5 protein-coding genes are annotated in these 6,449 nt (G+C 63.3%); 4 read left to right on the top strand and 1 reads right to left on the bottom strand.

Annotation, left to right across the window (positions count from 1 at the left end):
* The first annotated feature begins 90 nt into the window (after positions 1-90).
* From MUM_RS0119635 to MUM_RS0119620, 4 genes are read left to right on the top strand one after another with little or no spacing between them, the layout of a single operon-like run.
* Complete coding sequence (locus MUM_RS0119635; RefSeq protein WP_010173186.1) at positions 91-1,434, top strand: 3-oxoacyl-ACP reductase; 1,344 nt, start codon at positions 91-93, stop codon at positions 1,432-1,434.
* 3 nt (positions 1,435-1,437) lie between these two features.
* A complete protein-coding gene (locus MUM_RS0119630; protein WP_010173184.1) occupies positions 1,438-2,325 on the top strand; it encodes a MaoC/PaaZ C-terminal domain-containing protein in 888 nt (295 codons plus the stop codon).
* Complete coding sequence (locus tag MUM_RS0119625) at positions 2,325-3,623, top strand: acetyl-CoA C-acetyltransferase (protein ID WP_010173182.1); 1,299 nt, start codon at positions 2,325-2,327, stop codon at positions 3,621-3,623. The genes MUM_RS0119630 and MUM_RS0119625 overlap by 1 nt, the downstream gene beginning before the upstream one ends.
* 31 nt (positions 3,624-3,654) lie before the next feature.
* A complete protein-coding gene (locus tag MUM_RS0119620) occupies positions 3,655-5,358 on the top strand; it encodes an AMP-binding protein (protein ID WP_010173180.1) in 1,704 nt (567 codons plus the stop codon).
* Positions 5,359-5,512: 154 nt separating this feature from the next.
* On the opposite strand, the gene MUM_RS0119615 is transcribed toward MUM_RS0119620, so the two are convergent.
* Positions 5,513-6,409 (bottom strand): MurR/RpiR family transcriptional regulator, encoded by an 897-nt coding sequence (locus tag MUM_RS0119615; protein WP_010173178.1) that lies wholly within the window; start codon positions 6,407-6,409, stop codon positions 5,513-5,515.
* Positions 6,410-6,449: the final 40 nt, after the last annotated feature.

Genomic DNA, 6,449 nt, shown 5'->3' with positions numbered 1-6,449 from the left:
GTTACACCGAGGCGATGTCATCGCAGGCAAGCCAGCTCCCACAGGGGATCGGGTTTCCATGGCAACACCGTGTTGTGAGTGAGTTTACCCATGAGTGACAGCTACCTTTCTTTCGTCAATTCCCCCTGGGGAGCCTGGCTGGCCCGCACTGCCGGGCTGCCCCAACCCCTGGCATTGCAACGTCACCGCAGCGGCCAACAAGGCCTGGCCAACCCGGTTATCGTCGCCGGGGCAGGGCGCCTGGGGGCGGAAATCCAGCGCATCTTCACCGCCACCGATACAGTGACCGCCACCGCTGCGACCCTCAAGGCGCCTTCCACGGTCAAGGTCCAGGGCGCGGTGTTCGACGCCAGCGACATCGCCGACCTCAAGCAACTGGACGAGCTCTACGAGTTCTTCCACATCAATGGCAAGCGTCTGGGGCAACACGCCCGGGTGGTGGTGCTCGGCACCGCGCCGGAGTTGTGCAAGGACCTGCCCCAGGCCATCGCCCAGCGCGCCCTTGAAGGTTTGGTGCGCTCACTGGCCAAGGAACTGCGCCGGGCGATCACGGTGCAGTTGATCTACGTCGCACCGGGTGCCGAAGGCGCGCTGGAGAGCAGCCTGCGGTTCTTCCTGTCGCGGCGCTCGGCCTATGTTTCGGGGCAGGTAGTGCGCCTGGAAAACCCGGTGGACACCCAAGCCGAGATCAACTGGGACAAACCCCTCAGCGGCCGCCGCGCCCTGGTCACCGGCGCTTCCCGTGGCATCGGGCTGGCGATCGCTCAGGTGCTGGCCCGCGACGGTGCGAAAGTGGTCTGCGTGGATGTGCCCCAGGCCCAGGACTCGCTGCAACAAGCCGCCAGCAGTGTCGGCGGCACCGCACTGGCGCTGGACATCACCGCCACTGATGCCGCGCAACAGTTGCAAGCCCATATCAGTCAACACGGTGCCTTCGATGTGGTGGTGCACAACGCCGGGATCACCCGCGACAAAACCATCGCCAAGATGACCGAAGCCGCATGGCGCAGTGTACTGGCGGTGAATCTCGAAGCGCCGTTGCACCTGAGCACCGCGTTGCTGGAAAACCAGGGCCTGAAGCCGGGTGGGCGGATTGTGTGTGTCTCGTCGATTTCCGGCATCGCCGGCAACCTCGGCCAAAGCAATTACGCCACCTCCAAGGCCGGGGTAATCGGCCTGGTACAAGGCCTGGCACCGCAGGCGGCGGCGCAGCAAGTAACGGTGAATGCCGTGGCACCGGGTTTTATCGAAACCCAGATGACCGCAAAGATCCCGCTGATGATTCGCGAAGCGGGGCGGCGGATGAATTCCATGTCCCAGGGCGGGCAGCCCGTGGACGTGGCGGAAACCATCGCCTGGCTGGCCCATCCGGCGTCCGGCGGGGTCAATGGCCAGGTGGTGCGGGTCTGCGGCCAAAGCCTGTTGGGAGCCTGACACATGGACTATGTGATGCAGATTATTGACCCGCCGCTCTCACGTAGGCGGCTGTTGCTGGATGGCGTGTTGGGCCTGCGCAAACCCAAGCCAGAAGGCGCACCCACGTTGCCGAAAGAACGTCTGGTGCGTTTGGCTGTGGAGCTGTCTGCCCAAGGTATCGCCGCCTACGGCCGGGCCTGTGGTTTTCGCCCTGAGCAAGGCGTGCCACTGTCTTATCCTCATGTGCTGGCGTTCCCCTTGCACCTGATGTTGCTGACGCGCCCGAGTTTCCCGTACCCGGCCAGCGGCATGGTGCATTTGGCCAATCGAATCCGTCAGCATCGACGCCTGGAGGAAGGCCAGGCCCTGCGCCTGGAGGTGTATTGCGAGCGCTGGGTCGCCCATCCCAAGGGCCAGGCCCTGAGCATCGCCACCCGGGCCTACAGCGCGGGCACCCTGGTGTGGGAGAGTGACAGCCTGTACCTGCGCCGTGACGTACACGCCCCGGTCGGCGAGCCCTGGAGCGACGTGCTGCCGTTGCAGGAAGAGGGTTTGCTGCGCACCCAGCGCTGGGTGCTGCCGGCGGATCTTGGGCGGCGTTTCGCCAAGGTCTCGGGGGATTTCAACCCGATTCATACCTCGGTGATTGGCGCCAGATTGTTCGGTTTTCGCCGGGCCATCGCCCACGGCATGTGGACCCTGGGCCGCGCCCTGGCGGCCCAGCAACCGCCCGGCGGACTCGACCAGGCCGAAGCCCATTGCGACTTCAAGCTGCCGATCTTCCTGCCCGGCCAGGTCGCCCTGTGGAATGCCCCGCCGACCGGCCCGCGCCGTGAGTTTGAAGTGCGCAATTTCACCGGTGACAAACCCCATATGCGTGGGCTGTTTATCTGGAAAGAGAGCCATTGATGAGTGACTACAGTTTTAGCCCGGCACCGACCCGCCGCGTGGCGATTATCGGCGGCAACCGTATTCCGTTCGCCCGCTCCAACACCGTGTACGCCCATGACAGTAATCAGGATTTGCTGGTCGCTGCTTTGCAAGGTTTAGTGGACCGCTACAACCTCCACGGCCTGCGCCTGGGGGAGTTTGCCGCCGGTGCGGTGATCAAGCACTCCCGGGATTTCAACCTGGCCCGGGAAAGTCTGCTGTCCACCACGCTGTCGCCCGAAACCCCGGCCTACGACCTGCAACAAGCCTGCGGCACCGGCCTCGAAGCGGCATTGTTGGTGGCGAATAAAATCGCCCTTGGGCAAATTGAAGTGGGCATTGCCGGTGGCGCCGACACCACGTCCGACGCGCCCATTGGCATTAACGAGTCCCTGCGCCGAACCTTGCTGTCAGCCAACCGCGCCAAGGGCACCGGCGCAAAGTTAAAAGCCTTGATGGGCGTGCGCCCGTCGATGTTTTTCAAGCCGCTGCTGCCGCGCAATGGTGAGCCGCGCACCGGCTTGTCCATGGGCGAACACTGCGAAGAAATGGCCAAGCGTTGGCAGATCAAGCGCCTGGCCCAGGACGAACTCACCCTCACCAGCCACCAGCGGCTGGACGCGGCCTACAAGCGGGGGTTTTTGGACGATTTGATCAGCCCGTATCGTGGTCTGGCCCGGGACAACAACCTGCGGGCCGACGCCAGCCTGGAGAAACTCGCCGGCCTGTCGCCGGCCTACGATCGCCAGAGCGGCACGCTCACCGCCGGCAACTCCACGCCCCTGACCGATGGCGCTTCAGTGGTGCTGCTGGCCAGCGAAGCGTGGGCCGCCGAACGTGGCCTGCCCGTATTGGCCTATTTAAGAACCGGCGAAACCGCGGCGGTGAATTTCGTCGACGGCACCGAAGGCCTGCTGATGGCCCCGGCCTACGCCGTGCCGCGCATGCTCCAGCGCGAAGGCCTGACGTTCGCCGACTTCGATCTGTTCGAAATCCACGAAGCCTTCGCCGCCCAGGTGCTGTGCACCCTCAAGGCCTGGGAAGACCCGGCTTACTGCAGCGACCGCCTGGGCCTCGATGCGCCGCTGGGCAGCATCGACCGCGCCAAAATGAACGTCAACGGTGGTTCCCTCGGCTGCGGTCACCCGTTCGCCGCCACCGGTGGCCGGCAACTGGCGGCGCTGGCCAAGGCCATCCACCAGCGGGGCGGCGGACGTGGCTTGATTTCGATTTGCGCGGCCGGTGGGCTGGGCATTACCGCTATCGTCGAAAAGTAGTTCCCGCCATAAAAACAACAAGGAGACTGCCATGAACGCTGTAAGCCTGGAACAGACCGAACGCCTCTGGTTGAACGCTTACCTGCCCGGCGTGCCGGCCGACATCGACGCCGGCATCGAGGATTACCCGTCGTTGCGCGAGGTGTTCCTGGAGCACCTGCACAAGTTCCGCGACCGCGTGGCCTACGTCAGCATCGGCACCGAAATGACCTACGCCGACTGGGAGATCCAGGGCATTGCCTTTGCCGCCTGGCTGCAAGCCCAGGGCGTGAAGAAGGGCGACCGGGTGGCGTTGATGATGCCCAACTGCTTGCAGTACCCGATCTGCCTGCTGGGCACGATCCTGGCGGGCGCGGTGGTGGTCAACGTCAACCCGTTGTACACCGCCCGGGAGCTGCAGCATTTGCTCAAGGACAGCGGAGCGGAGACCCTCGTGATCTTCGAAAACTTCGCCCACACCCTGGAGAAGGTGGTTGCCGCCAGTACCGTCAAACGCGTGGTGATTGCGGCCATCGGCGACTTGCTTGGTACGTTCAAGGGCGCGGCGATGAACTTCATCCTGCGCAGCGTGCAGAAGCAGGTGCCGCGTTTCAATTTGCCGGGGGCCGTGCGTTTCAACCAGGTCTTGAAACAGGGACGCGGGCAAACCCATCTGGCCGTGCCGATGAACCGCGAAGACCTGGCCTTCCTGCAATACACCGGTGGCACCACCGGCGATGCCAAAGGCGTGATGCTCAGCCATCGCAACATCATCGCCAACCTGTTGCAGGCCAAGGCATGGGTCGGTGATCAACTGGATCAGAACCAGCAGGAAACCAACGTCACCTTGCTGCCGCTGTACCACATCTTTTCCCTCACGGTGAACTGCCTGATGTTCATGTGCCTGGGCGGGCGCAATATCCTGATCGCAAACCCGCGGGACGTGAAACGGGTGCAGATGATCCTGCGCAAGGAGCGTTTCAACGGGATTGCCGGGGTGAATACGCTGTTCAACGGCTTGCTGGAAAACAAGGAATTCTGCGCCCGGGATTTCTCCGACCTGCGCATGGTGATCGCCGGCGGCATGGCCACCCACACCGCCGTGGCCAAGCGCTGGAAGGAGGTCACCGGCTTGCCGATCATCGAAGGCTACGGCCTCACCGAGTGCTCTCCGGTAGTCAGCATCAGCCCCATCGACATCTCACGCATGCGCGAAATGGAATTCACCGGCAGCATCGGCGTGCCGCTGCCGTCCACCTGGGTGCGGTTTATCCGCGAGGACGGAGAGCTGGCGGAACTGGGCGAGCAGGGCGAACTGCAAGTGCGCGGGCCGCAGGTGATGCAGGGTTACTGGAAACGCCCGGCGGAAACGGCCGAGGTGCTGGATGCCGAAGGTTGGCTGTCGACCGGGGATATCGGGGTGATGAATGAGCAGGGCTTCATTCGCCTGGTGGACCGCAAGAAGGACATGATCCTGGTGTCGGGGTTCAACGTGTACCCCAACGAGATCGAAGACGTGGTGGCGCTGCACCCCGGCGTGGCGGAAGTGGCGGCGATTGGAGTGGAGGATGGCGTGACCGGCGAGCGGGTGAAAATCATCGTGGTGCGCAAGGACCCGGGTTTGACCCAGGAGCAGATTCTGGCGCATTGCCGGGAATACCTGACGGGGTACAAAGTGCCGCGGTTTGTGGAGTTTCGTACGCAGGAATTGCCCAAGACGACGGTGGGCAAGGTGTTGCGCCGCGCCCTGCGCTAATCCCGAGTGCACTCGGTCAAAATGTAGGAGTTGGCTTGCTGTGGTGAGCGGGCTTGCCCCGCGTTGGGCTGCGAAGCAGCCCCATCAATCTATGGTGAACCCGACGGGGGACAAGCCCCCTCACCACAGCAAGCCAACTCCTACATGCTCGCCGTCAGTCGTCGAATCCCACCTGTTCATGAATCTCATCGACCTTCAACTCCAGCCGATACGCCACGGCAATAAACAACGCCTGGCACAGGCACAGCGTCGCACTCAGTGACCTGAACGCAAACGACGAGCCTTCATTCACCAGCAACACCGTGCTCGCCCGCTTGGCCAGGGGCGACAGGTTGCTGTCGGTAATGATCAGCGTCTTGGCCTGATGATGCTGGGCAATCCGCAGGCAGTGCTGGGTTTCCTTGCCGTACGGCGTGAAGCTGATGGCGATCACCAAATCATTCGCCCGCACACTGCGCATCTGCTCGCGATAACTGCCGCCCAACCCTGAGACCAGGTGAATGCGCTTGTTGGTGTGCTGCAGGTTGTACACCAGGTAGTCCGCCACGGCGAACGAGCGGCGCACGCCCACCACGTAGATGTTGTCGGCATTCACCACCAGGTCCACGGCCTTGTCGAAGGCCACGTCGTCCAGTTCCAGCCCCAGGCGCTCGATCCCGGACAGCGTGGCATTCACGCACTCACGCGCCAGGTCGCCGCCGCTGGCTTTCTGCGACTTGTTGGCGATCATGCTGCGGATGCGCTGCTGGTAGTTCTGCACCGGCGTGGTCTTGTGGGTGTAGGCCTCGCGGAACAACGCCTGCATCTCACTGAAACCACTGAAACCGAAACGCTGGGAAAACCGCACGATGGCCGACGGGTGCACTTCGCATTCACGGGCGATGTCGCTGATGCGGTCGACCATGATCCGGTCGCTCTGCTGGCTCATGTAGCTGGCGATGCGCTTGAGCTGGCGCGGCAGGCTCTCGTATTCGTCGGTGATCAGCTGCAACAGCCGCTCGGCGTTGATCGGCGGGCTGGCGAGTGCGTCTTCCGGGGCGCTCTGGGACATAGGGAATCCTTCTGGCTTGTTCTTATAGGGCGCAGTGAGC

Source organism: Pseudomonas sp. PAMC 25886 (assembly GCF_000242655.1).
In the GTDB taxonomy this organism is placed as follows: Bacteria; Pseudomonadota; Gammaproteobacteria; order Pseudomonadales; family Pseudomonadaceae; genus Aquipseudomonas.
This window is presented reverse-complemented; position numbering and strand designations above follow the sequence as displayed.